This window comes from Paenibacillus sacheonensis (assembly GCF_009909195.1).
Classification (GTDB): domain Bacteria; phylum Bacillota; class Bacilli; order Paenibacillales; family Paenibacillaceae; genus Paenibacillus_Z; species Paenibacillus_Z sacheonensis.
Genome location: NZ_JAAAMU010000002.1, coordinates 194,931 through 215,824, shown reverse-complemented (window position 1 = coordinate 215,824; position 20,894 = coordinate 194,931). Strand labels below are relative to the sequence as shown.

At 58.3% G+C, this 20,894-nt stretch carries 21 protein-coding genes; 3 read left to right on the top strand and 18 right to left on the bottom strand.

Annotated features, from left to right (window positions below; translation table 11 throughout):
- Positions 1–202: 202 nt before the first annotated feature.
- The 7 genes from GT003_RS03995 to GT003_RS03965 all read right to left on the bottom strand — a co-directional run bounded on the left by GT003_RS03995 (position 203) and on the right by GT003_RS03965 (position 7,067).
- Complete coding sequence (locus GT003_RS03995) at positions 203–688, bottom strand: disulfide oxidoreductase (protein WP_239565613.1); 486 nt, start codon at positions 686–688, stop codon at positions 203–205.
- Positions 685–1,410, bottom strand: coding sequence for a DsbA family protein (locus GT003_RS03990; protein WP_161694696.1), 726 nt, complete (start codon positions 1,408–1,410; stop codon positions 685–687). Before GT003_RS03990 ends, GT003_RS03995 begins: the two co-directional genes overlap by 4 nt.
- 59 nt (positions 1,411–1,469) lie before the next feature.
- Positions 1,470–3,419: a helicase C-terminal domain-containing protein gene (locus GT003_RS03985; RefSeq protein WP_161694694.1), complete on the bottom strand. Its 1,950-nt coding sequence runs from the start codon at positions 3,417–3,419 to the stop codon at positions 1,470–1,472.
- Positions 3,420–3,541: 122 nt separating this feature from the next.
- Positions 3,542–3,742 carry a cation transporter gene (locus GT003_RS03980; protein WP_161694692.1) on the bottom strand — a complete coding sequence of 67 codons (201 nt, stop codon included), beginning with the start codon at positions 3,740–3,742 and terminating at the stop codon, positions 3,542–3,544.
- Positions 3,743–3,792: 50 nt separating this feature from the next.
- Positions 3,793–6,000, bottom strand: coding sequence for a heavy metal translocating P-type ATPase (locus GT003_RS03975; protein ID WP_275589125.1), 2,208 nt, complete (start codon positions 5,998–6,000; stop codon positions 3,793–3,795).
- A 136-nt stretch (positions 6,001–6,136) separates the two neighbouring features.
- Positions 6,137–6,466, bottom strand: coding sequence for a metal-sensitive transcriptional regulator (locus tag GT003_RS03970; RefSeq protein ID WP_161694688.1), 330 nt, complete (start codon positions 6,464–6,466; stop codon positions 6,137–6,139).
- A gap of 61 nt (positions 6,467–6,527) precedes the next feature.
- A complete protein-coding gene (locus GT003_RS03965; protein WP_161694679.1) occupies positions 6,528–7,067 on the bottom strand; it encodes a hypothetical protein in 540 nt (179 codons plus the stop codon).
- Positions 7,068–7,311: 244 nt separating this feature from the next.
- On the opposite strand from GT003_RS03965, the gene GT003_RS03960 reads away from it, so the two are divergent.
- The gene (locus tag GT003_RS03960) at positions 7,312–7,785 is read left to right on the top strand and encodes a C40 family peptidase (protein ID WP_161694677.1); all 474 of its coding nucleotides are present in this window, start codon (positions 7,312–7,314) and stop codon (positions 7,783–7,785) included.
- A gap of 140 nt (positions 7,786–7,925) precedes the next feature.
- Here the strand turns inward: GT003_RS03960 and GT003_RS03955 are convergent, their stop codons facing one another.
- On the bottom strand, positions 7,926–9,200 hold the full coding sequence (locus GT003_RS03955; protein ID WP_161694675.1) for a chloride channel protein: 1,275 nt from the start codon (positions 9,198–9,200) through the stop codon (positions 7,926–7,928).
- 162 nt (positions 9,201–9,362) lie between these two features.
- Between GT003_RS03955 and GT003_RS03950 the strand changes: the two genes are divergently transcribed.
- Positions 9,363–9,518 carry a DUF1540 domain-containing protein gene (locus GT003_RS03950; RefSeq protein ID WP_161694673.1) on the top strand — a complete coding sequence of 52 codons (156 nt, stop codon included), beginning with the start codon at positions 9,363–9,365 and terminating at the stop codon, positions 9,516–9,518.
- 114 nt (positions 9,519–9,632) lie between these two features.
- Here the strand turns inward: GT003_RS03950 and GT003_RS03945 are convergent, their stop codons facing one another.
- A complete protein-coding gene (locus tag GT003_RS03945) occupies positions 9,633–11,369 on the bottom strand; it encodes an ABC transporter ATP-binding protein (protein WP_239565679.1) in 1,737 nt (578 codons plus the stop codon).
- Positions 11,370–11,554: 185 nt separating this feature from the next.
- Entirely contained in the window at positions 11,555–12,511 is a 957-nt protein-coding gene (locus tag GT003_RS03940) for a serine hydrolase domain-containing protein (RefSeq protein ID WP_161694669.1), read from the bottom strand.
- Positions 12,512–12,648: 137 nt separating this feature from the next.
- Here GT003_RS03940 and GT003_RS03935 point away from each other — a divergent pair, with 137 nt between their 5' ends.
- Positions 12,649–13,419, top strand: a complete 771-nt coding sequence (locus GT003_RS03935) for an alpha/beta hydrolase (RefSeq protein WP_161694667.1) — start codon at positions 12,649–12,651, stop codon at positions 13,417–13,419.
- 233 nt (positions 13,420–13,652) lie between these two features.
- Here the strand turns inward: GT003_RS03935 and GT003_RS03930 are convergent, their stop codons facing one another.
- The 8 genes from GT003_RS03930 to GT003_RS03895 all read right to left on the bottom strand — a co-directional run bounded on the left by GT003_RS03930 (position 13,653) and on the right by GT003_RS03895 (position 20,885).
- Positions 13,653–14,990: a beta-propeller fold lactonase family protein gene (locus tag GT003_RS03930; RefSeq protein WP_161694665.1), complete on the bottom strand. Its 1,338-nt coding sequence runs from the start codon at positions 14,988–14,990 to the stop codon at positions 13,653–13,655.
- 206 nt (positions 14,991–15,196) lie between these two features.
- Positions 15,197–15,406 carry a hypothetical protein gene (locus GT003_RS03925; RefSeq protein WP_161694663.1) on the bottom strand — a complete coding sequence of 70 codons (210 nt, stop codon included), beginning with the start codon at positions 15,404–15,406 and terminating at the stop codon, positions 15,197–15,199.
- Between the two features lie 137 nt (positions 15,407–15,543).
- Positions 15,544–15,891: a hydroxyisourate hydrolase gene (gene uraH, locus GT003_RS03920; RefSeq protein ID WP_161694661.1), complete on the bottom strand. Its 348-nt coding sequence runs from the start codon at positions 15,889–15,891 to the stop codon at positions 15,544–15,546.
- Complete coding sequence (gene pucL / locus GT003_RS03915; RefSeq protein ID WP_161694653.1) at positions 15,888–16,898, bottom strand: factor-independent urate hydroxylase; 1,011 nt, start codon at positions 16,896–16,898, stop codon at positions 15,888–15,890. The genes uraH and pucL overlap by 4 nt, the downstream gene beginning before the upstream one ends.
- 22 nt (positions 16,899–16,920) lie before the next feature.
- Positions 16,921–17,421, bottom strand: a complete 501-nt coding sequence (uraD, locus tag GT003_RS03910) for a 2-oxo-4-hydroxy-4-carboxy-5-ureidoimidazoline decarboxylase (protein WP_161694651.1) — start codon at positions 17,419–17,421, stop codon at positions 16,921–16,923.
- Positions 17,418–17,903: a deaminase gene (locus tag GT003_RS03905; protein WP_161694649.1), complete on the bottom strand. Its 486-nt coding sequence runs from the start codon at positions 17,901–17,903 to the stop codon at positions 17,418–17,420. Before GT003_RS03905 ends, uraD begins: the two co-directional genes overlap by 4 nt.
- Positions 17,900–18,406 (bottom strand): (2Fe-2S)-binding protein, encoded by a 507-nt coding sequence (locus GT003_RS03900; protein ID WP_161694647.1) that lies wholly within the window; start codon positions 18,404–18,406, stop codon positions 17,900–17,902. The genes GT003_RS03905 and GT003_RS03900 overlap by 4 nt, the downstream gene beginning before the upstream one ends.
- Before the next feature lie 16 nt (positions 18,407–18,422).
- Positions 18,423–20,885 carry a molybdopterin cofactor-binding domain-containing protein gene (locus GT003_RS03895; protein ID WP_161694645.1) on the bottom strand — a complete coding sequence of 821 codons (2,463 nt, stop codon included), beginning with the start codon at positions 20,883–20,885 and terminating at the stop codon, positions 18,423–18,425.
- Positions 20,886–20,894 lie beyond the last annotated feature (9 nt).

The window sequence follows — 20,894 nt, the reverse complement described above, 5'->3', positions numbered from 1 at the left end:
TACCCCATTGTAACGTTCATCCATACATGATAACAGAACTGATTGGGAGGAACAAATCATGTGGCGAATGTCCTCATAATCTTCATATTTAAACGTTACTTCTACTTATATCGGTTCCTTCATGCGACATCTTTGGAAAAAAACGCAAAAAAAGCTGCCGGCGTCCTAGGAAGACGCTGCGGCAGCCTTATGAAACGATGCATCAATGCGCCTGAAGCAGCTCGGTTTCCTCTTCTTCCTCGCCGTCTTCCGCTTCCTTCTTCAAGCCGTTCACGAGGAGCGCGGTAATCAGGATGAACGCGATCAAGGCCAGGAACGGTATCGTGACGTAGCCGCCGAACCAATCCAAGTAGTCTTCGCTGCACGGCACGCCGACCGTGCAAGGCAGCGCCCGTGCCAGCGCCGGAATCTGCTGCTCCAAATAATGATACAAGGAGATGCAGCCGCCGAGGACGGACAAGGGCAGCACGTAGCGAATAATACCGCGGTCCTGGGCGTAACAAGCAATGCCGAGCAGAATAACGATCGGATACATGAAGATCCGTTGATACCAGCAAAGATTACAGGGAATGAATTTCATGATTTCGCTTAAATATAAACTGCTCGCGACCGCGACGATGGATACGACCCAGGCCAGATAGAGGGCGTACCGGCGGAAAAACGCCATGATCGGCGATCCCGTCGTCATTCGGCTTGCCCTGCCGCCAGCTCTTTATCGATCGCTTGCTTCAGCTGCGCGTAGCTTGCGAAGCTGCCGGTGAATTCCTTGCCGTTAATGAACAGCGTCGGCGTCGATTGCACATGCGCTTTGTTCGCGTCGGAATTGCTCTTCTTCACATCTTTTTCGTAGGTCTTGCCGTCGATGTCCTTCTTCAGCTGATCAAGGTCGACGCCGATGTCGTTGTCCTTCGCCAGCTGCACGAGATAATCCGAGGTCGCCCACAGCGTCTTCTCGTCGGGCTGGTTCTTGTAAAGCGCGTCATAATACTTCCAGAAGGCGTCGTTGCTCTGATGGAATACGGAATGCGCCGCCCCGGCGGCCGTGAAGGAGTCCGGTCCGATGAACGCGAAATCCTTGAAGTAAAGCGCGACCTTCCCCGTGTCGATGTAATCCTTCTCCAAGAGCGGCTTCACCTGCTGGCTGAAAACTTGGCAGGACGGGCATTTGTAATCGCCGAACTCGACGATTTTGACAGGCGCGTCGGCCTTGCCAAGCACGGGAAGCTTGGCGTAATCGAAATCGGTCGGATTGGATCTCGGCGTGAAAATAACGGCCGCGATGATGCCGAGCACGACGACGGCCGCCGTGATCCAGATCAGCTTCCTCGTCGTTTTGCGCTGCTTCTCCAGCTTCTCCTGTTCGGCTCTGCGCTGGCTTTTATACGTAGACTTCTTCACCGGCTGCGTCATCTCATTCCCCTTCCTTTTCTATCAAACTATTTAAATTGTAAGAGCCGCTAAGATAGATGTCAATTCGCCGCCCAGAAAAGGCTTTCTGGCGTAACGCCAGCCGGGAGAACGGCTTTCGCGCGCGCCAGAATGGCTTCTTCCTCCAGCTCGCGTCCGAAGATCGTCACGATGCCCTCGTCGTCGCGTTTGCGAATCAGGCGGCCGATTCCTTGGCGAAGACGAAGCAGCATGTACGGCATGTCCACCTGCCAGAACGGATCGGCGGATTCCCTGCGTCTCGCCGCGAAGACCGGATCATGCGGAGGAAACGGCAGTGCCCACATCAGGACATGCGATAGCGACGGTCCAGGAATATCCAGTCCTTCCCACAAGGTGACCGCGCATAGAACGCTGGACTCGTCGTTCTGGAATTCCGCGATGAGATGGCTGATCTCCGCGGTTCCCTCGAACAAGAAGCGGAATTCCGTGAAGCCTGCTTTGCCCGAAATTTCGCCTTGGAACCAGCGCAGCTCCTCCATGGACGGGAATAGGACAAGCGCTCTTCCTCGCGATTGCCGCAGACGATCCAGCGCCATATCCAGCTTCAACGCCCGGTCGGATTCGCTCGATACGACCGCCTTCATTCGGTTCTCGTAATCGTATGGCGATGCGACCGAGAAGGATAAGGCATCCTCGATGCCGAGGCTGTCCGCCGTGTACTGGAACGAACCGTCCACGGAGAGCGTCGCCGACGAGAAGACGACCGGCATCTGCTTGGAGAACACGCGCTCTTTCAGCACTTCTTTGACCAGCTTCGGCATGATGACAAGCGTCGTGCCGTCTTTGTCGGCCTCCACCCAAGAGATCAGCCCTTGCGGCTGCTTGAACAACCGGAGCGCGAGCTGCAGCATCTCGATATGCTCTTCGACGATCGTGAGCTGGTACGCATCGATCGTAAACATGCCGCTCTCGAAGACCAGCTCCTCCTCGATCCCGGACAGCAGCGCGCCGAATCGATCCAGCTCGCGAAGCAGTTCGTCGGTCAGCGGAACCTCCCTGCGATCGGACGCTTCGACGGCAATGCTTCCCGCGGCGAGCATGTCGAACAGCTTCTCGCTCTGTTCGATGGCTTCGTCGATGACCACGGCAAGCGTCTCGCGGATTTCGCCCTGCAGCAAGCGCGTAATGATCGATTCGAATACGCTGTGCTTGAATTTATAGGTCAAGGCGCTCTGCGCGGCCGTCTCGAGCAAATGGCCTTCGTCGAAGACGATCGAGCTGTGCTCCGGCAGCAGGGGCAGCTGACCTTCGCGCCTGCGCGCTTCGTACGTCCACACATGCTCCATATAGAAATCATGCGAGCAGATGATAATATCCGCCGCTTTGCGGTAATGCTCCCGCGAGAGCGTCTGTCCGCACCGGTGGCGCCTGCTGCAGACGAGGCAATCCTGAAACACGTCCCAGGATATGGCATTCCACTGCTCGTCCGTCAGATGGGGATAGTCCTTCCGATTGCCATAAGGCTGAAAAGCCTGCATCGTGCCGGGATTATTCACGAAATCCGGCAGCGAAGCATGGACGCCTCCGAAAGCTTCCAAATCTTCCGTGCCGCCGCGCGCGTCGTCCAGCTTATTCAGGCAAATGTATTGATCCATCGATTTGCCGAGCCGCGCGTCAATCGTCAAATCCAGGTAACGCGCCAGCTTCGCGATATCGCCTTCCGGCTTGACCAGCTGCTCGATCAGCGACTCGTCCGCGCAGGCGATAATCGCCGGCTTGCGCGTATACCGCGCATAATTAATGGCATAAAGTAAATAGACGAACGTCTTCCCCGTACCGACGCCGGCTTCGGCAAAGATCGTCCGTTTCTCGTTGTAAGCGCGCTCCAGCTGGAACGCCATGTAAATCTGTTCATCCCGCAGCTCGAAGCCCGCCTCGGGGAGCCGCTCATAGAACACGTCGGCGATCCAGTCGCTGGCTTGCTGAATGAACGGCGTTTTCGGGTCAAATTCAAACGGATAATTGTTCACGTCTCGAGAGCCTCCAATCAAACATCAATCATAGCATGACCGCGCAAGAAAAGGCTAACCCGTTTTTGCGGATTAGCCTTGAAACTGGCCCAGCCCTGCTTCGCTTTCGTTCCGGACATGAATCAGGATACGACGTCGAAGCCTTGATCCTCGATCGTCGACTTGATCTGGGCGATCGTGATCGTCTTCTCTTCATAATTAACCGTGACGCGATTGGCCGCAAGATCTACCTTCGCGGATACGCCCTTCTTCTTCAAAGCGCCTTCGATGCTGTTCACGCAATGCTGGCACGACATGCCTTTTACTTCAATCACGCTCGTCATTCCTCATCCATCTCCTTCTATAAATAAACGTATGATCCCTAAATGCCGTCTTAACGCGGCCGATACCGCTGCAGCCGCAGCGCGCTGAGCACGACCGATACGGAGCTCAGCGCCATCGCCGCGCCCGCTACCCATGGCGCCAGCAGTCCGGCGGCCGCGATGGGGATGCCGATCGCATTGTACGCCAACGCCCAAAATAAATTTTGCTTGATATTCGCCATCGTCCTGCGGCTCAGGTCCATTGCATCGGCAAGGCTGTTCAAGTCGCCGCGCATCAGCGTGATGTCGGCTGCTTCCATCGCGATATCGGTGCCCGTGCCCATGGCGATGCCGATATCCGCCGTGGCCAGCGCCGGAGCATCATTGATGCCGTCCCCGACCATGGCGACCTTCTTGCCCTGCGCCTGGAGCTTCTTGATCTCCTGCGCCTTGCCCTCGGGCAGCACTTCGGCAAGCACATGGTCGATCCCGGCCTGCCGGGCTACCGCATGCGCGGTCGCCTGATTATCGCCTGTTACCATCATAACCTCCAAGCCGAGCGCCTTCAATGCGGTAACCGCAGCATGAGATGTCGGCTTGATCGTATCCGCCACGGCCAGGCTTGCCGCGATGCTGCCGTCGACCGCAGCCAGCATGACGGTCTTCGCGCTCTCCTCGAGCTCCGCGAGGCGCTGCATCCGGGCTTCGCTTAGAACGACCCCGCGCTGGGACAGAAAGCGTCCGGTGCCAATGATGATCTCGCGGCCGTCGACATGCGCTTCGATGCCGAAACCCGGGACGGCAGCGAAGCGCTGCAAGCCATCGGACGGCGCATGGCCGCGATCCCGCAGTCCGGCCACGATCGCTTCCGCAAGCGGATGCTCCGAACTGCTCTCGGCTGCCATGATCCAGCCGACCAGCTGCTCGGACTCGAATCCGGGCTCAAGTTCCAAGTCGGTCAGGCGAGGCTTGCCTTCCGTCACCGTGCCCGTCTTATCCAGCACGATGACATCCAAGCCGTGGGCGCGCTCGAGATGCTCGCCGCCCTTGAACAAGATGCCGAGCTCGGCAGCCCGCCCCGAGCCTGCCATGATAGAGGTCGGCGTAGCCAATCCCAGCGCGCAGGGACAAGCGATGACCAGCACCGCGATCGCCGTGCGAAGCGCATCCGTGAATACGCCGGGACTGAATGCGAAGTACCAGAGCAGAAACACCGCGACCGCAAGGCCGATGACGATCGGCACGAAGATTCCCGAAATCACGTCCGCGATTCGCTGAATCGGCGCCTTGGAACCTTGCGCTTCCTCGACGACCCGGACGATCTGAGCAAGGACGGAGTTCCTGCCGACGCCGACCGCGCGAATCGTGAGCGCTCCTTTGCCGTTCATCGTAGCGCCGATGACGCGGTCTTCGGCCTCCTTGCTCACCGGCACGCTCTCGCCCGTCAGCATGGATTCGTCCACGTAAGAGCTGCCGCGGACGACCGTGCCGTCGACGGGGATTTTCTCCCCGGGCTTGACGAGAACGAGATCGCCCGCCGCGACGTCCTCGAGCGCCAGCTTCAGCTCTAGGCCATCGCGGATAACGGTGGCATGCTTGGCCTGGAGTCCCATCAATGCCCCGATCGCCTGCGAGGTGCGCCCTTTGGCCAGCGTCTCCAGCAGCTTGCCGAGCAGCAAGAAGCTAATCAAGAGCGCGCTCGTTTCATAATACAGTTCCAACCTATGCGCGCCGTTCCCGAGCGATGCCGCCGTCTCGTAGAGGCTGTAGAAATAAGCGGCCGACGTGCCCATCGCGACCAGCACGTCCATGTTGGCGCTGCGATTCCTCAGCGCTTTATAAGCGCCGACGTAGAACGGACCGCCGATCCAGAATTGCACCGGCGTGGCCAAAGCCAGCTGGAACCAGGGATTCATCAGCCATTCCGGCAGCGTCAGGAACGAAAGGAATGGGAAATGGCCCGCCATCGCCGCAAGCAGCGGCAGGGACAGAATCGCCGCGATGCAGAAGCGCATGCGAAGCCGCTTCAGCTCTGCCGACTTCCCTGGCGGAGCGGTCTCCGTATACGGCTCCGCCCGGTAACCAAGCGCCTCGATCCGGTCCACCATTGCCGCCGGATCGGTAACGCTGCCGTCGTATTCCACCCGCGCGGTTTCCATCGTCAAATTAACGGCTGCATTCGCGACGCCATCTATTCGATTAAGCCCTTTCTCGATTCGGGACGAACAAGCCGCGCAAGTCATCCCGCTGATGCGAAGGGTCGTGTTTTCCATCGTCATCGTCGTCAAATCCTTTCCCGGTCTATATACCTCCATGGGGTATATGCTGTCTCAATCCCACTATAACATACCCCATAGGGGTATTTCAATAGACAAAAAAAAGACCTTGCACTCCTATACGCTGCCGGCCTTTTCGTTATTTCATCAACTTGTTCATCGTAATCATCAATTCCTTCACGACCTCATGGTCGCCCTGCTGTATGCGATCGATCACGCAGCTGTTCATATGATGCTCCAATAGAAGCTTTCCTACGCTGTTCAACGCCGATTGGGCGGCAGCAATCTGGTTCAGCACGTCGTCGCAATACGTGTCTTTATCAATCAAGCCTTTAATTCCGCGGATTTGTCCTTCGATCCGGTTCAGCCTGGCAATCAGCTTGTTCTTCGTCTCCTGGCTGTGCGAGCTCGTGCGGTGCGCCGCATGACCTTCATCCGCGGTCGCCGCGTCGTGGCAGGTGTGGTCCATCTCTTCGCCCTCCCCTATTGCTTCCACTATATCATACCTAAGGGGGGTATACAATGCGCTGTCAACCTTGATACAGAAACACGGCAGCTAATATGAAGATCCCGAGTCCGAACACGTACGGATGAAGCAGCACCGTCCCGGCTTGGCCGGTCTCCGTCTTCTCCGCGGCGCTTGGCGCCGCAGTTTCTTCGTTGATCAGCTGATGCAATACAATATGTATAAACACGAAAATAACGTCGACGAACAGGACCGTCATAACGGCATGGCGTCCGATCATCACGCCAAGCATCGCCCCCATCATGCCGCCCATAATCCCCGCGAGCATCCCGTCGAGTGCCGCCATCGTGCTAATCGGTTTACCTGCCAAATAACCGCATACGATGCCTAGAAGCACCGCACCGGCCGTCGGAACCGCAAGATCGCTCGGGAGCAATATGCCCGCGATCGTGCCCGCCGCAAGGCTTTGCATCATCCCGATGGTCATCGCAATCATCATGCCCGCCATGCAGCTGATCGCCGGGCGTCTCCGGTAGGCGCTGTAGATCGAACGGCCGGACAAGCCCGTCACGACCGCCAGGCTCGCGAGATAGAACACGTTCATGATCCCGGCTCCCTTCAACCGTCTATCTATGAATCGTATTCGTAAAGCGCTGTCAATATTCGCGCCATGAGGATTTTCTAATCTATTTCTCATAGAACGCATGAAAGCCTTACCACGCATGTATTCAAAAGGTTTCAAGTAAATGCTGGAAGAAAAAGATGTGGTATAGTTGTCCTAGGTTAAAAGTCCTACCGTCATGTAAGCGAAAGACAAATCAATCACCTACACCAAGGGGGAACTTCACATGTTGAAAAACAAATTCGGTAAATTAGTATTGAGCGTATCGGTCAGCTTCTCGCTGCTCATGGGCGGCACGGCAGTACTTCAAGCGCAGCCGGCTCACGCCATTTTCGCTTCCAAAGCATCGGACGTTATCTCGTCCGCCAAAAAATATTTGGGCAAGCCGTACAAATTCGACGCTTCCACGTCGACGACGCGTTATTTCGACTGCTCTTCGTTCACGAAGAAAGTATTCGCGCTGCACGGCGTGAAGCTTCCGCGTTCTTCCAAGGCCCAATCCAAAGTCGGCAAATCCGTAAGCAAGTCCAATCTGAAGCCGGGCGATCTGGTCTTCTTCTATAAACCCGTTCATCACGTCGGCATCTACATCGGCGGCGGCAAAATCATCCACACGTACGGCAAACCGGGCGTTACGATCGACACGATCAACTCCGGCTGGTGGAAGTCGCACTACGCTTTCGCGCGCCGCGTTTCCTAGCCGTATAACTTATCCTTAATCATACCCGCACTCATGCTCGTTTAATCAGAAGGAGCGCCGTTCCCATGCGAACGGCGCTCCTTCTTTGCGTTTATCGTCCAAACGATCATTTGCGTGGACGCCGGACATCGGCATGCCCGTCATTCGCGGCGCTGCTTCCTTCGCCTGCTGCGAATCGGCGTTAATCCAGGAACTCGGACAAAGTATCGCGGACGCTCGACGCCTGCCAACTGCGCACCGTAGATGCCGGCATGACCGGAAAACATGAAGCTGACGAGGCAAACGACAGCCATATAGCCCGCCCCGTGGAAGCCGAACAGCTCCAAGCCTAGGCAGAAGCATGCGGCAGGCGCGTTGGCCGCGCCGCTGAACACGCCAAGCAAGCCAAGTCCGGCCAAGAAGGGAACTCCGAGCTGCAGCAGCGGCGACAACGCGTTGCCGAGCGTTCCTCCGATGACGAACAACGGCGTCACTTCGCCTCCCATATAACCCGAGCCTAGCGTAACGACCGTGAAGATCGTCTTCCATAGAAAGGCGAACGACGACAGCGGTTCGTCGAAGGCTCGCTGCAGCAGCGGGAGGCTAAGGCCCAAATAGTCGCGCGTCCCGGCGGCATAGACAAGACCGATGACGACAAACCCGCCGATAAAGCTCCTCCAGCCGGCGTGCGCGACGATAGCGCCCATGCCTTGTTTGACATATTGTACGCCGAGCGTGAACAGCAGGCTCATGAGGCCGAACGCCAGCGCCGCCGTCAGCACCTTCAGCATTACGAACAGCGAGAAGGCCGGAATGCCGCCCCAAGCATAATGCAGGTGATGGATCCCCCACGCTCGCGTCACGTAATCGCCCGTGAAGGCAGCGATGGCGGAAGGCACGACCATGCGCAGCGCCACCCATCTCCCCATCGTGACGACTTCCAAAGCAAACACGGCGCCTGCCAGCGGCGTACCGAACACGGAGGCGAACCCTCCGCTGATGCCGGCGATCAGCAGCATGCGTCTTTCGCCGCCCTCGGAACGAACCAGCCTGCCCAGAACGTCCCCGAGGCTGCCGCCCATCTGGACCGCCGTTCCTTCCCGGCCAGCTGAACCGCCGAACAAATGCGTCGCCCACGTTCCCAGCAGCACGAACGGCGCCATAATGGCAGGCACCGGCTCGAACGTTCCGGCAGCTTCGTCGTCGCGGCGGATTTGCTCCACGATCAGGTTGTTGCCTTTGCCGGCACTCGCGCCGTACTTCTTATACATCAAGCTGACGAGCGCCCCGCCCGGCGGGAGCAGCCACAGCAGCCACGGATGTTCCAGCCTCGTATCCGTCAATCGGTCCAACCCTGCCAGAAATACCGCCGAAGCTGTTCCGGTCAGTCCGCCCATGAGCAAGCTCAGCACGGTCCATCGAATAATTTTCCCCATAATCCCCTCATAAGCCAATGCCCGGTTCCCGCTCATCGCTCTCCGTTGTTTTCTCTATGATAGCGGCTTTGCCCGCAATCCGGCAACAATTCTACGGCGCAAGGGTATAAAAGGCACGCAAATACGCCCATCCTAAATAAAAGGACGGAGGTGAAACCAGCCATGGCAAAAGACGTACTGTGCGAAGTAAACTCCTGCAAGTACTGGGGGGCAGGCAACAATTGCAACGCATCCTCGATCTATGTGGTCAGCAACCGCGGCAAGGAAGCGCATAATTCCGAAGAGACGGACTGCAAGACGTTCGAACCGAAAATCTAAACTCACGCAGAGCTGCGGGCCGCCTTTTCCTGGAAGGCGGCCCGTTTTCATCGCCTCACCACCAGTATAGCCAATGGTGATAATAATTATCAGTGAGAACGAAATGTTCGAAAATCAATGCGATTCCGCGGCGGCGATATCCTGTTCCTGCAGCCGCAGCTGCTGCGTCGCGAACTCGCGGTACATCTCATGGCTGCCGAGCAGCTCTTCATGCGTCCCTTTCCCCGTTACGCGGCCCTTCTCCACGAAGACGATCTGATCCGCATCCACGACCGTAGACAGGCGATGCGCGATCACGAGCGTCGTTCTGCCCGCCATCAGATTTTTAAGCGCCTCTTGGACGACGACCTCCGATTTGCTGTCCAGACTCGACGTGGCTTCGTCCAGCATCAGAATCTTGGGATCGCGCAGCAGCGCCCTGGCAATCGCGATCCGCTGCCGCTGGCCGCCCGACAGCTTGATGCCGCGTTCTCCGACCTCCGTCTCGTAACCGTTCGGAAGCTCGCTGATGAAGAGATGCGCGTACGCCATTTCCGCCGCGCGCTCCAGCGTTTCCTGGCTGACCTCGTGGTCGATGCCGTAGCAAATGTTCTCGCGGATCGTGCCTGCGATCAGCGGGCTTTCCTGCGAGACATAACCGATCTGCTTGCGCCAGGAGGACAAGGAAAAAGCCTCAATATCGTCGGCGCCGAGCTTGATGGTTCCTTCGGTCGGCTCGTAATACCGTTCCAGCAGCGAGAACAGCGTCGTTTTGCCGCCGCCGCTTGGTCCGACGATGGCCGATACCGTGCCCGGCGCCACGTCGAAGCTCAATCCTTTGAGCACCGGCTCGCTGTCGTTGTAGCCGAAGCTCAGCTGCTCGAAGCGAATCGCTTGATCCGCCGCTTCCGCCGGCTTGCCGACGTCGTGATTTTCCTCCGGCGAATCCAGAATGTGAATGATGCGCTCCGTCGCGCCGATCGTTTTCTTGAATTGCGTGAAGAAGGTCGAGATTTGCGACATCGGCATGACGATTTGCATCAGATACAGAATAAACGCGACCAGTTCGCCGGCCGTCAGGGCGCCCGACGATACCCGCATCCCGCCATACCCGACGATGACGACAAGCAGCATCATCATGACGAAGAACATGAGCGGCGCTATCAGCGCTTGAATCTTCGCCTCGCGGCGACCGAAGCGGAACAAGCCGGCAATGCCTTTCCCGCCCGCCTCGTATTCCCGAGGTTCGGCATTCATCGACTTGACCAGCCGAATCTCGGAGAGCACCTGCGTCAAGGTCGATGTAAAGGAAGCCGTCTCGGCTTGCAGCCCTTTGGACACCAGATACATCTGCCTGCCGAGCGGCACCATGAACAGCGCCGCGACGGGAATGACCGCCAGCATGACGGTCGTCATCTGCCAATCCATATAGAAGAGCACCACGATGGAACCGACGACGGAGATCGTTCCGGTAAGAAATCCCGTGAAATTCTCGGCGATGAGCTGTTTGACGACGCCCGTATCGTTCGTCATGCGGCTGATCGTCTCGCCGGTCCGGTTATTGTCGTAGTACGACACCGGCAGCTTCAGCAGCTTTCTCCACAGCTGGTCCCGAAGATTAGCCACGAGCCGCTGGCCGGCCAGATTCAGCATGTACATCGATAGTCCGCTGACGACTGCCTGTAGAATGAATACCCCGCCGAACGATGCAATTTGCCGAAACGATAAGCTGCTGATATCGAAACCGTCGACGAGCTTCTTCGTGAACAGCGGAATCACGAGCGAGATCAGCGTGCCGGCAAGACTCATGGCGACCGCGGTAATGATCAAGCTCTTGGACGGCTTCGTCCGTCGCAGCAGCTTCAGGAACATCTTCCAGCTGCCTTTGGACTCGGGTTGTTCGAATCCGCGCGGGCGGTTTTCTTGTTTATCCTTTATTCGATGATCGGTCTGTTGCGTATAGCGTGAATCATCCATTCGATTCATTCCTTCCTTCGTCCATCCAAGTCGGTTTGTTCGGCTCCTTGAACCAAGCTTACCAATGGATTTTGAACGGATTATGAACAGAACGGCACAATGTGCTCGAACAGCAGTCGCTTCGCGTACATGGCGCTCGGCTTGCCTTCCGGTTCTTTGCGAATCGCGGCGACCAGCGAGAGCGTCGGAACGACGAAGATGAATTGCCCGCCGTAACCTTCGGCAAAATAGCAGTCCACCGTGCCGTTATGCGCCGCATTGGATACCCACCAATGGTACCCGTACGTACCGAAGATGGGCGGATCGTAATGCTGAAGCCCTTTATGATGCGTCGTCGTCGATGCCCGTACCCATGCTTGGCTGACGATGCGATTGCCTTCCCACTCGCCGCCTTGCATGTATAATTGGCCGAATTTGGCCATATCGCTGACCGTCAGATGCAAACCGGTTCCGCCTTCGTGAATCCCTTGCGAGCTGTTCCATCTCGGTTTCTTGAAGCCCAGCTTGCCGAACAGCATCTCTTGCGCATACGCATACGTCGTTCCGCCCGTCACCTGAGCCAGAATCGCCGATAGCAAGTGCGAGCCCCCCGAATTGTACGCGAACGCGCCGCCGGGCTCATGCGCCATCGGCTGGGCTAAAATAAACCCGATCCAATCGTCGCACCGTCTCATCTGCCAGTATGGCTTATCGAAATCCGGCCAATCGAGACCCGAAGTCATCGTCAGCAGATGCCGCAGCGTTATTCGGCCGTATCGCTCATCCGCCGCTTCGGCAAGCGCCGGAAAATAAGTGGAGGCGGGCTCATCGATGCTTGGCAAATCTCCCCGGTCGATCGCGATTCCGATCAGCGCCGACACGAAACTCTTCGTGGCGGAATAGACCGCGCCAAGCCGGTCGCCGCCCTTCTCGTGCCAGATCCATAACGGTTCGCCGTCCCGCAGGACGACGACGTCCTTGATGCTCCATTCCCGCAGCTTGCCTAGAAGCTCGTCCGTAACGAAGGATGGCTGCCGCGACACCGTATATGTACTCATAATCGAACACTCCTTTAATACATGAATTATGCCTTTATGTTCCAGTGCGAAAGTGTACAATAGAGAGGGGCGCGTCCGTCAGCCGATTGCTGCGGCACCGCGTTCGCTGCACATTTAACGAGGAGGTTCTACCAGACATGGCCTTTATCCAATGCGACTTCTACTCCGATGCTCTCGGCATTTCCAGCTCGATGTACGTTATTCTGCCGCAAAACGCGCAATCGCAAATCGGCATGTCGTCGAAGGCGGAGCAAACGAAGCATAAGACGCTGTTTCTGCTCCACGGGTTGTCCGACGATCATACCATTTGGCTCCGCCGCACGTCCATTGAACGGTATGCAGCGCCGCTCGGCCTGGCTGTCGTCATGCCGGCCGCGAATCGCAGCTTCTATTCGAATATGGTCGGCGGCGCCGATTATTGGACGTTCATCAGCGAGGAGCTGCCCGCGCTGGCACGCTCCTTCTTCCCGTTGTCCGACCGCCCGGAAGATAACTTCGTCGCCGGCTTGTCCATGGGCGGCTACGGCGCATTCAAGCTGGCGCTCAATAAACCCGACCAGTTCGCGGCGGCAGCCAGCTTGTCCGGCGCGCTCGACGTCTCGACGCTCGATTGGCGGATGCCCGAAGACTTCAAACGGATTTATGGCACGAAAGAGCTGGCGATGCAGCTGCCGAACAATCTGTTCCTTGCCGCGCAAGAGCTCAAGGATTCCGGCAAGCCGATGCCAAGCTTATTTCAAGTTTGCGGTACCGAGGACTTCTTGTACGAAGACAACGTCAATTTCCGCAAGCATGCGGAGGAGTTGGGTCTCCCGCTTACATACATGGAAGGGCCAGGCGACCACAGCTGGGAGTACTGGGACGAGCATATCCAGCAAGTGCTCAAGTGGCTGCCACTCGGCCGCTAACCGCCGACAGCATTTATGGCGGGCAGCATGTAAAAGGCATTTATGTAAAAGCATGATGTAAAGCAGCAAGCATGATACTTGGAGCGAAAACAAAAAAGCCACGGCAGCAAGCATCAGCCTTGCTCCGTGGCTTTTTCATTATGATAGCTTTGTATTGTTGGACGGGTTTTGTTTCAGTAGGCGGGCTTTGTTTCTTTAGGCGGGTTTTGTTTCATTAGGCGGACTTGTTCGCGTCAGCCATGCAGCAAAATCGGCGAAATCGCGATCCCGGAAGGGAAGCTTCCCGTCGGCAATATCGCGATCGGCAGTTGGCTGGCAACTTCGATGGCGGCCACATAGCCGAATGTCAGGATGGTGACGTAGATTTTCAATCCGTCCGCGGTGACTGCGATATCGCTCGCATTGCTTCCTTTAGGCAGCTCGATCTTGGTCAGGATTTCGTTGCGGGTAATATTCACGGCTGCGATTTCGTCCGTACCGCGGCAAACCACATACGCGAGCGCGCCGTCCGGCGTCACGATGACTTGCTGCGGCTCGCTTCCGGCATCGAGCTGGATGGTTGCGGCCAAGGCATGTTTCGAGGTCTGCATGCAATAGAGGCGATCATGTCGAACATCGGTAATGTATGCGAACGCGCCATCGGGCGTAATCGCGACCGCGGAGGGATGCGCATCGGCCGGCAGCATGACGGTCGCCTCGATGGCTAGCGATTCCGTATCGATAACCGCAATGGCCGCATGGTTTATGAGACCGCAGTAGGCCTTCTTTCCGTCCGGCGAGAACACGATCGAAGCAGGGTCGCTTCCCTTCGGAAGCGGCAGGAGCTTGATGAGCGACCTGGCATCCGTGTCGAACACGGCGACGTAATCCTGGATCATCGTCGTCACGAAAGCTTTGGCGCCCGTTGGCGATAAGGCCAGCGCAAACGGAACGGCCCCTTCCGGAAAGGTCAGCTCGCCAACCGCCTCATGGGTGAGCGTATCGATGATTTTGACGGTCTTATCCCCTTGGCAGGTCACGTACACCTCTCTTCCGTCAGGCGTAAAATCCAGCATTCGCGGGCTGCACCCGGCCGGGAGCTTGATCGTCGCGACTCTAGCGTTCGTATCGGTCTGAATGACCGTAAGAGAATGATGGGTATGGTTGGCGACATAGGCATGCAGCAGGTCGTCCGTGCTTGACGACTGCGGTTCCAGTACGCGCTGATCGATGACGAAGCCGGAATCGCTCAGCTCCGCCAGCGAGGCCGACACTTCGCCGGCGCACATGCCGCTGACCGTCACTCGAATCCCGTACAGGGCCGGCAAACGAACGGCGCGCGTAACCGAATACTGACTCCTCGGACGTCCGGCGGCGCCCAGCATAATATTCGCGAGCGTTTCCGTACGAACTGATCCGTATCCCGTCTCTATCCCTGCCTCCGCCTCCTCGCCTCCTTCGCCGCTCGTTACCGTATACAGCTGAACGACCGCTCTCGCCTGCTGCCTGCCCCGGTTCAATAGACTTATACTCAAGCTGGCAGCACGCCGCTTCTCCCGATTAAACAGCAAGCCCGTGTCCAATACCGGCAAAGGTGGACGCCTCCTCTACTCTTCCATTCCTCTATTCTATGATTGAATGGCGCGAATGGAGCGGGCCTTCCTACCGGGACCGATTGGTAGATTGCAATGGCGGCCGACAGCAGCCGGCAGTCGCCGGCGTCAGGATGTTTAATGGCATGAAATAAAAAAGAGACATTCCCAAGCGAATCAGGAATGCCTCTTCATGTCTTCAGTCTTCAGCCCTGCGGGCCTTCTGCCAGCAGCGCGCGGACCTCGTCCAGCCGGGCAATCATCGTTCTCAGCTCGACGGCGAGGAAATCCTCGTCGGCTTTGCGGAATGCTTCACGCAGCCGCTCGAGCTCCCCGATCGCGCTCGGAAGCAGCCGGAAAGCGTCTTCCGCATGCTGATAAAAGGGATGTACGTGCGTTGAAGGCGTGTCGCTCACGGGTGTCTTCTCCTCCTTGGCCAGATGCTTAGACATACTCTAGCATTTCAACCCGAAGCATGTAAAGCCGCACTATCCTGACGCTGCTGCATTTGATGCACCGTTCTCTACTTTTCCCTCTAACTCCGCATCCCGCCCTAGCTCCCCCGGTACGTGCTGTACCCGAACGGCGCCACGAGAAGCGGCACGTGGTAATGAACGCCCGGATCATGGACGGTAAACCGAATCGGTACCCAATCCAGAAAAGCGCGATCGCCGAAATACCCGCCTACGTCGAACATAAGTTCATGCACGCCGGCTTGCAATTCTTCACCCGCGAGCAGCGGCCGATCGACGCGTCCATCCTCGTTTGTCATTACATCCGCGACCACGATCGGTTCTTCGCCAAGCGCAGAATGGACCAACAGCCGAATTCGCAGTCCCGCAGCGGGAATCCCCCGCGACGTATCCAGCACATGCGTCGTCACTCTGCCGCCCTTGCTCATGACTGAGCGACTCCCTTCGCCTCGCGCACTGGATATAATCCGTTGGCGTCGAAGCCGAATTGCGGATCGGACAGGTCCTCGCGCGTCATCGTGAAGCCTTGGAAGCCGAACGGCGGACGAGGCTCCGTATATACGCCGGCCGAGGTGACGGCATCTTTGTCCACGATCGTTTCCCAGGTCCGGTTGTTGGATTCGAAACGCAGCTCGGATAGCTGCGGGAATCGGTCCAGCATATGCAGCCCGATGCGGGTGATCAGATATTGAATCGACGGCGACGAATACGCATGGAACGCCTGCTGAGCCAGATCGCGTATTTGTTCGGCCGGGACGTAGCCGCCCCGTTCGCTGTCCCGTGCATCCTCGACATCGCGATATCGCCAATGAATGTTGAGAAAAATATATAAGGGCCGGTCATAGCTCTCGGGCAGCGTCGTATATTCGTCCCGTACGAAGCCGTAGAAGGAGCTCCCGCTGACCTTGATCAGCTGCAGGTCGGACAACCCGCTCCAATGGTCCAGGACCTCGGCGCCTTCCTCCGCGCGCCGCAGCGTCATCGCCGCAAAAGCATGATCATTATGAGAACGGCGATAGACGAGTTCGCTCTCCTGCAGGCCGCCGGGGCCCCGGACGAGCAGCGATAGGAACGGTATCCGGTCGCCGCGGATTTCGATGGCCGTCATATGCCCGTATTTCTCGAAGAAGGCCTCGCCGATGAAGGCGAGGAAGCCTTCCGTCGTACTCCCCTCATAATCCGCCGCGCGGCGCAAAATAAAATTTTTCATCGAGTCCGTCGCCACGATGCGGCTGTTATCGCCTTCGCTGAACGATGTCATCAGCTGCTCGCTGCTGACGGCGAAGGTAATATTATGCGCGAACACGACATTGTCGTCTCCCGTGAAAGCGGACTCGGGAATCGGACTTACTTCAAGCGGAGCTGCATAAGTACGATAAGTCAGCACGTCGCCTTTGCCATAGTATAAAGTTCGGCCGTTGTTTAATCGCAGCATGCCCTCATCCCCTTCGTCGTCGTTATTCTTCAATGCGGTCTCGCAGCCGCAGCTCGGCAATCCGCTGCACTTCCAGCAGCGCCTGCCCGCGTTCTTGCAGCCTCGTATGGTTCAGGCGCTCGGCCATCGCGTCCAAAATTTCCGCTTTCGTCTTCCCGCGAACGGCGATGATGAACGGAAACCCGTGCTTTTCCGTATATGCGGCATTCAGCTCGGCAAACCGTTCGAATTCATACGGCGTTAACATGTCCAGACCGGCAGATTGCTGTTCCAGGGACGAATCCGCCGTCATGCTGACGCGCGAGGCCAAATCCGGGTGGGCGCGAAGGAGGGCGAGGATCCGTTCTTCCGGCGCTTCTTTTACCGCCTGCATCATCGATTCGAGGAGCCAGCTGACGGAATGGAACGGACGGCGCTTCCATGCGTTCTCCGCCACCCAAGGCGAATGCTCGAATACGGAACCGAGCTGACGGACGAACAACTCCCGGCCGAGCGTGTTCAACTGCCACAATTGGATGTTCATCGCCAGTACCCCTCGTGCACGGATTCGGCTTCGAGCTCCAGCTCCGGGAACGGACCGATCACTTCGATTGGCTTGCGTCCGCGGCCGAAGACGTCCCTGCAGGGCAGCCGAAGCGTGAGGTTGCGCGCATCGTCGCTGGTCATCGAGGAAAGCCGCTCCTCCGCCATCGCGTAGACGACCGTTCCGACGTTGCCCCAATAAATCGCGCCGGCGCACATCGCGCAGGGCTCCGTCGACGTGTATATCGTGAAAGTCCATAGCTCGTCTCTGGTGAAGCGCTTGGACGCTGCCGCCATCAATGCGGCTTCGGCGTGCCCCGTGCAGTCGCGCTCCGTCACCTCGATATTGCCCTGCTCCAGCACGACGCTGCCCCCGGCATCGACGAGAACGGCTCCGAACGGCGTGTTCCCCGATGCTCTGGCCTTTCTCGATACCTCGATGCTTCTGCGTAAATGATCGATATGTCGTTCGCGATGTTTCACGGTCGTTCCCTCCTTTGGTCAATGGCGCGCTTCACGGCGCGGACGATACCGCCGTAACCCGTGCACCGGCAAAGATTGCCGGAGAGCGCCTCCTCGATCTCGCCTTCGCTCGGATTCGGAATGTCTTCCAGCAGCGCGGTCACGGAAATGATCATGCCCGGCGTGCAATATCCGCACTGATAGCCGCCTTCATCCAGAAAAGCTTGCTGCACGGGGTGCAGGGATTCCGGCCGCGCCAACCCCTCGATCGTCGTAATGGCCTTGCCGCTGCATTGATACGCCATCGTCAGGCAGGCATTGACCGGCTTGCCGTCGATCAGTACCATGCAGGCGCCGCAGCGGCCGATTTCGCAGGATCGCTTCGTCCCGGTCAGCTCCATATCCTCGCGAATGATCGCCAGCAGCCGTTTATCGGCCGGCAGGCGGAGCTGAACGTCTTCGCCGTTTACCGTGCAGTGAAAGACGGATGATGGGGCTGGCTGCAGGTCGGATTGCTTTTTCATCGGTCCTTCCTCCCTTCTAGGTAAACGCAGGCCGCTCGGCAAGCTGGAGCGGATCGATCGGCAGCCTGTTCAGCCGTTTGCCCGTCGCATCGTGAACGGCGGCCAAGATAGCGGGCGCGAGTCCGACGGAACCGATCTCGCCGATGCCCCGCGGACCGTAATTGTCGCCCTCCGGCAATTCTTCGATCGGCTCGATGGCCATCTCCCCTGCCGCATCGGCGATGGTCGGGATCAAATACGTGTCCAGATTCGACGTTGCGTACTGCCCCTGCTGCATAAGCGCTTCCTCCGTCAACGCGTAACCGAGCGCCATGATGCTGCCGCCCTCGATCTGGCCAAGATACCCTTGCGGATTCACGACCGGTCCGGCGGCCACGGCATGGTACTGTTCCAGCACCCGGACGCGCCCGGTCAGCGTGTTGACCTCGGCTTTGACGGCTACTGCAGCGAACGTATACAGATAGTGCGCGCCGGTTCTCGGGAAGGGCGAGGCGGGAAAAGCGAAAGATGTCTCGGCGACTATCGGCCGCGGAGTCTTGCCGGCAAGCGCCCGATAAGTGAGCAGCAGCCGCTCTTCGGTGTCTTCGGTCACATCAACGTCGGCTCCATGTTTACAGGCGGCATTGCCGCTGCCTGTATCGGCGATGCCTGAAATGTCGATGCCGGCCATGTCGCCGGCTGCCGCGGCGAGATCGGCATATTCGACGTCTGCTTCCCTTCCCCGATTGCCGCGATTTTCGCCGATTGCACGGCTGTTCCATATACCGCCACGGCCAAGACGCAGCAGCTCCTCCGGCAGGCCCAGCAAAGCGGCCGCGGCTGCAAGCAGCTCTTTCTGAAATCCAGGCCGCAGCCGCTGCAGCGATTTCCACATCATCGTCGTCGCTCTGGAGGCCGTCGTTGAACCGCTGTTCGGTACGACATCCGTGTCGCCGATGACGAGACGAAGATCCTCCGGGGCGAATCCGAACTGCTCGATCAACATCAGCTCCAGCGAGGCGAGCAGCCCTTGCCCGCATTCCTCATAACCGAACTGGACTTCGATTTTGCCGTCCGGCGCCAGCTTGATCCGCCCCCCGCCCGGGTCGGGGATGCCGACGCCGAGACCGGAGCCGTGCATGATAAATGCCGCGCCGATGCCGGTTTTGAGCCACGGCGCCTTCATGCCGCCCGAGCTCTCGGAACGGAGTACCGTTGCCGCCGACTCGTTCTGCCTTCTCTCTTGCCATAACGACGAGGCCTCAAGCGCATCCCACGCTTGCTTGGCGCCATTCGTCGGCGCGATCGGCTGCCCGAACGGGCCGGGCGCATCGGATTCCCGCATATTGCGAAGACGGAAGTCCCAAGGGTCCATGCCGCATGCGTCAGCCAATCGGTCCATCTGCCCCTCCAGCGCGAAGATGGCTTGGTTGCCCCCGAAGCCCCGGAATTCGCCGGACATGCCGTTGTTCGTGTAGACCGACACGCTGTCCACTTCAACGCTGCCGTACCGGTACGGACCGAGCGCATGCTCCGTTGCGAAGTTCAGCACTTCCGCGCCGAGCGTCGCGTACGGACCTGTATCTGCCGTAATCTTCACTTGATGAGCGAGAATCGCGCCGTTCGCGTCGATGCCGGTTTTCATGGCGATGACCATGGGGTGCCGCTTCAAGCCGGCCCTGACCGATTCTTTCCGGGAATTGTGGATTTTGACGGGGCGATTCGTCTTCAGCGCGAGCAGCGCGCCGTATGGCTGGACATTAAGCTCATCCTTGCCTCCGAAGGAACCGCCGATCGGACTGGACAGAATGCGAATCCGCTCTTCCGGCATTCCCGTAATCCGCGACAACTGCAGCCGATCCATGAATCCGTGCTGCGTCGGCGAATGCACCGTCAGCCGGCCGTCCTTCTCGGGAACGAACAAGCCGCCTTCCGTTTCCATGTAGGTGTGCATCTGCCGCGGAGAATCGTAGACCTCTTCGACAATGTGCGTACACGACGCGAAAGCCACATCGACATCCCCGCGCTTATAGTCGGTCCGGTGCAGGATGTTGCCGTCCCCGTGCAGCAGCGGCGCACCGTCCGCAAGCGCGGCTGCGGGACTCTCGACGATCGGGAGCAGCCGATATTCCACCTCGATCAGGCTAAGCGCCTGATCCGCGATCGCATCCGTATCCGCGGCGACCGCCGCGACGGCGTCTCCGACATACCGTACCCGATCGACGCATAACACCGGCTGATCCTGAACCGCGATACCGTAACCGTTCAAGCCGGGAACGTCCCGATACGTCAGCACGGCATGCACGCCTGGCAGCGCACGCGCCTTTTCGGCATGAATGGCGAGTATTGCCGCATGGGGATGCGGACTCCGAAGCACCCGGCCGATGAGCATGTCAGGCGCGGTCCTGTCGGTAAGATAGGCAAGCGCACCGGTCACTTTGCCGGGACCGTCCGGTCTGGCGCGCCAGCGTTCGCCGCTGGATTGACGGTTTAACAGCATGTTCATCCC

Excerpts from the sequence above, each read along its gene's own strand:
- pucL (WP_161694653.1), bottom strand. The coding sequence starts at position 16,898 with ATGCTGCGATTAAACAACGGCCGAACTTTATACTATGGCAAAGGCGAC.
- GT003_RS03900 (WP_161694647.1), bottom strand. The coding sequence starts at position 18,406 with ATGAAAAAGCAATCCGACCTGCAGCCAGCCCCATCATCCGTCTTTCAC.
- GT003_RS03960 (WP_161694677.1), top strand. The coding sequence starts at position 7,312 with ATGTTGAAAAACAAATTCGGTAAATTAGTATTGAGCGTATCGGTCAGC.
- GT003_RS03940 (WP_161694669.1), bottom strand. The coding sequence starts at position 12,511 with ATGAGTACATATACGGTGTCGCGGCAGCCATCCTTCGTTACGGACGAG.
- GT003_RS03950 (WP_161694673.1), top strand. The coding sequence starts at position 9,363 with ATGGCAAAAGACGTACTGTGCGAAGTAAACTCCTGCAAGTACTGGGGG.
- GT003_RS03945 (WP_239565679.1), bottom strand. The coding sequence starts at position 11,369 with ATGTTCCTGAAGCTGCTGCGACGGACGAAGCCGTCCAAGAGCTTGATC.
- GT003_RS03990 (WP_161694696.1), bottom strand. The coding sequence starts at position 1,410 with ATGACGCAGCCGGTGAAGAAGTCTACGTATAAAAGCCAGCGCAGAGCC.
- uraH (WP_161694661.1), bottom strand. The coding sequence starts at position 15,891 with ATGAGCAAGGGCGGCAGAGTGACGACGCATGTGCTGGATACGTCGCGG.
- GT003_RS03975 (WP_275589125.1), bottom strand. The coding sequence starts at position 6,000 with ATGACGATGGAAAACACGACCCTTCGCATCAGCGGGATGACTTGCGCG.
- GT003_RS03895 (WP_161694645.1), bottom strand. The coding sequence starts at position 20,885 with ATGCTGTTAAACCGTCAATCCAGCGGCGAACGCTGGCGCGCCAGACCG.
- uraD (WP_161694651.1), bottom strand. The coding sequence starts at position 17,421 with ATGAACATCCAATTGTGGCAGTTGAACACGCTCGGCCGGGAGTTGTTC.
- GT003_RS03955 (WP_161694675.1), bottom strand. The coding sequence starts at position 9,200 with ATGGGGAAAATTATTCGATGGACCGTGCTGAGCTTGCTCATGGGCGGA.
- GT003_RS03995 (WP_239565613.1), bottom strand. The coding sequence starts at position 688 with ATGACGACGGGATCGCCGATCATGGCGTTTTTCCGCCGGTACGCCCTC.
- GT003_RS03970 (WP_161694688.1), bottom strand. The coding sequence starts at position 6,466 with ATGGACCACACCTGCCACGACGCGGCGACCGCGGATGAAGGTCATGCG.
- GT003_RS03980 (WP_161694692.1), bottom strand. The coding sequence starts at position 3,742 with ATGACGAGCGTGATTGAAGTAAAAGGCATGTCGTGCCAGCATTGCGTG.
- GT003_RS03965 (WP_161694679.1), bottom strand. The coding sequence starts at position 7,067 with ATGAACGTGTTCTATCTCGCGAGCCTGGCGGTCGTGACGGGCTTGTCC.
- GT003_RS03935 (WP_161694667.1), top strand. The coding sequence starts at position 12,649 with ATGGCCTTTATCCAATGCGACTTCTACTCCGATGCTCTCGGCATTTCC.